The 3579-nt window shown below is 68.8% G+C and carries 2 protein-coding genes; both read right to left on the bottom strand.

What is annotated here, in order from left to right:
- A partial coding sequence (locus tag IF37_RS40260; RefSeq protein ID WP_253915966.1) for a condensation domain-containing protein occupies positions 1–1608 on the bottom strand: 1608 nt, incomplete at its 3' end.
- A partial coding sequence (locus tag IF37_RS0137945; RefSeq protein ID WP_037858226.1) for a condensation domain-containing protein occupies positions 1605–3579 on the bottom strand: 1975 nt, incomplete at its 5' end. The genes IF37_RS40260 and IF37_RS0137945, both read right to left, overlap by 4 nt.

Genomic DNA, 3579 nt, shown 5'->3' with positions numbered 1-3579 from the left:
GAGCCTGAGGTGTAGATGACGTAGGCGAGGTCGTCGGGTGTGGCGAGGGGTGTGGGGTCGGTGTCGGGTCCGATGGGCCACTGGGTGTCGACGTGGAGGCGTGGGAGTCCTGGTGGGATGCGGTGGTCGAGGTCGGTGCTGGTGATGACGAGGGGTGCGTCGGCGTCCTCGATCATGTAGGTCGTCGGGGTCGGTGGCGGCGCGGTTCTCGATGAGCTGGTGGATGGTGGCGGTGTCGGGGTAGGGGCCGGTGACGCCGTTCCAGTCGACCAGGATCTCCCACCGCTCCCGCTCCGTCAGCATGTTGAGGTCACCGATGCGTGCGCCGGGCGCGTCCACCACGGAGGCCAGGAGGCTCTCGAGGTGGCCGGCCATCCGCTCGACCGTCTCCGCGTCGAACCTGCTCCGGTCGTAGACGAACCGGAACTCCAGGGCCCGGCCCGCCGACACGACGAGGGTCAGCGGGTACCCGGTCCGCTCCACACAGTTGACGAGGCGCCGGGTCAGCCCCTCGGGGAAGTCCGACGGCTTCTGCACCACCGGGTAGTTCTCGAAGACTAGGATGGATCGGAACAGCGGCTCACCGCGCGGAATCCTGCTGTGCTTCTGCACGTCGACGAGGTGGCAGTACTCCCACTGCCGCATCTCCAGCTGCTCGTCCTGGAGGTCCCGCAGCCACTCGGAGACGACCAGGTCCGCCGTGAGCCGGCCGCGCACCGGCAGCGTGTTGATGAACAGGCCCATCATCGACTCGACGCCGGGCAGGGCGATCGAGCGGCCCGAGATGGTGGAGCCGAACAGCACCTCGTCCTGCCGGCTGTATCGGGCGAGCAGGATCGACCACAGGCCCTGGACCAGCGTGTTCATCGTGACGCGCTGGGACTTGGCGTACTCCTTGGCCCGCGCGAACAGCTCCGCGGAGGCGCACACCTCGAACTCTCCGACCCCCGTGTCACCGGTGTCCCGGTCCACGTGCAGCGCGGTGGGCTCGCTGACGCCCGCCAGATAGTCGGACCAGAACGCCGCGGAGTCGTCGTCCTGCCGGGAGCTGAGCCATTCGATGTAGCGGCGGTAGGGGACGGTCGGCGGCAGCTGGGCGGGAGTGCCGTCGAGCAGCGCGCGGTAGAGGGCGAACAGCTCCTTCTGGAGGATCTGCACACTCCAGCCGTCCAGCAGGATGTGGTGGAACGACCAGACGACGATCCGGCGTTCCTCCGCCATCCGCAGCACGGTGACCCGGACCAGCGGGGCCCGCGACAGGTCGAACCCGCGGTCCCAGTCCTCCGCCAGGAAGGAGTTCAGCCGCTCCTCCTGCCCGGACAGGCCGCGCAGGTCCCGTACCTCGAAGGGGAGGGGGGCCCGGCGCTGCACCACCTGCACCGGCTCCGACACGCCCTCCCACACGAACGCGCTGCGCAGGATCGAGTGCCGGTCGACGAGCTGCTGCCAGGCGGCGCCGAACAACGTCTCCTCGAAGGGGCCTTCGACCTCCTCCGTCATCTGCACCATGTACGGGCGGGTGTCGGAGGTGTCCTCCAGCGAGTGGTACAGCATGCCGAACTGGAGGGGCGAGAGTCCGTAGACGTCTTCCACGTTGTGCGCGCTCATATCGAGAACCTCTTCAGGATCGCGGCCATGTCGGCGTCACCGACATCGGTGAGGGGAACACCGGGGGAGACCCGGCGGGCGTCGGCGGCTCCGTCGGCACTGCCGGCGATCAGCTCGCGCAGGTGGCCGAGGACACCGTCGGCCAGGCGCTCGACGGTGCGCCGCTCGTGCAGCGCGGTCGAGTAGTTGATGTACAGGCCGAACGTGTCGCCTTCGACGGCGGCCGTCACGTCCAGCACGTTCCAGCGCATGCCGTCCGGGCTGATCGAGTGGCCCTTGGGCTCGTCGGGACCGGCGTACCGCCCGATGCCCGGCAGGTCCTGGGTGAACTGCCCCAGGTAGTTGAAGTTCACTTCCGGAGTGGGCTGCCGGCGCAGCACGGAGGCCACGTCCGGGGCGCCGAGATGGCGCAGGATGCCGTAGCCGACACCCTTGTTCGGAATCCGCGCGAGCTGCTCGCGGACGGATTCGAGCGAGGCCACCGGATCGGTGACTCCCGGCGTCAGCCGCAGGGCGACGGGGAAGACGGACGTGAACCAGCCGACCGTCCGCGACAGGTCCACGTCCGGGAACAGGTCCTCACGGCCGTGTCCCTCCAGACCGATCAGGGTCTCGTCGTCCCCCGTCCAGTCCCGCAGCGCGTGCGCCACCGCGGTGAGCAACGCGTCGTTGATCTGGGTGCTGAAGACCCGGGGCACGTCCCGCAGCAGGGCACGTGTCTCCTCGGGGCTGAGCGTCGCCACGACGCTGGCGGCGGATCCCAGGTCGTTGCGGCCCTCCCGGTCGCGCGGCACCCGGCCGGCCGGCTTCGGCTCGGCCCAGTAGGCGAACTCGCCCCGTGCCCGCGCGGAGTCCGCGAAGTCGCGCAGCCGCTGTGCCCACGACCGGAACGACGTGGTCTTCGCCGGCAGCAGGGGCGCGAGCCCGGCAGCCCGCCGCTCGTAGCAACTGCCCAGGTCCTCCAGGAGGATCCGCCAGGAGACACCGTCGACCGCCAGGTGGTGTACGACGATGAGCAACCGCTGACCGCGCGTCGCGCCCAGCTCCAGCAGAGCGGCCCGCAGCAACGGGCCCTTGGCCAGGTCGAGGCTCCGCTGCGTCTCCTCGGCGATGTCCAGCGACACCGGCGCCAGCGACTCGTCCGCGACACCGGACAGGTCGTGCACGTCGAGGATGCCGGTGTCCACGGTCTCGTCCAGATACTGCCGCCAGCCGTCGGCCCCGTCCACGCAGCGCAGGCGCAGCGCGTCGTGGTGCTCGATCAGGTCGGCCAGCGCGAGCCGCAGCACATCGGGTTCGAGTCCGTCGGTGACGAGAAGCTCGGCCTGGTTGAAGTGGTCGAACGCCGGCAGGTCCTTCTCGAAGAACCAGTGCTGGATCGGAGTCAGCGGGACCTCGCCCACCACACGTCCCTGCTCCGCGTCGACCGGCGTGGCCGCACCGGCGTGGACCGCGATCTCGGCGATCGTCTGGTTCTTGAAGATCAGCCGCGGTGTGAGGTGCACACCGAACTTCTTGGCCCGGGCGATCATCTGGATGCTGATGATCGAATCCCCGCCCAGTTCGAAGAAGTTGTCGTGGATGCCGATGGTGTCGATGCCGAGGATCTCCGACCAGACCGCGGCGAGCGTGCGCTCGGTGTCCGTCCGGGGTGCGGTGTAGACGGTTTCGAGTTGGGGTCGGTGGTGGTCGGGTGCGGGGAGGGCTTTGGTGTCGACTTTGCCGTTGGGTGTGAGGGGGAGTTGGTCGAGGGTGATGTAGGTGGTGGGGATCATGTAGTCGGGGAGTTGTTGTTGGAGGTGGGTGCGGAGTTGGTGTGTGGTGGGGGTGTTGCCGGGGGTGGGGACTATGTAGGCGATGAGTTGTTTGTTGCCGGGTGTGTCTTCGCGGGTGGTGAGGGTGGTGGTGTGGATGTGGGGGTGGGTGTTGAGGGCGTTTTCGATTTCGCCGAGTTCGATGCGGTAGCCGCGG

It is taken from the genome of Streptomyces sp. NRRL S-31 (genome assembly GCF_000718775.1).
GTDB lineage: Bacteria > Actinomycetota > Actinomycetes > Streptomycetales > Streptomycetaceae > Streptomyces.
This window is presented reverse-complemented; position numbering and strand designations above follow the sequence as displayed.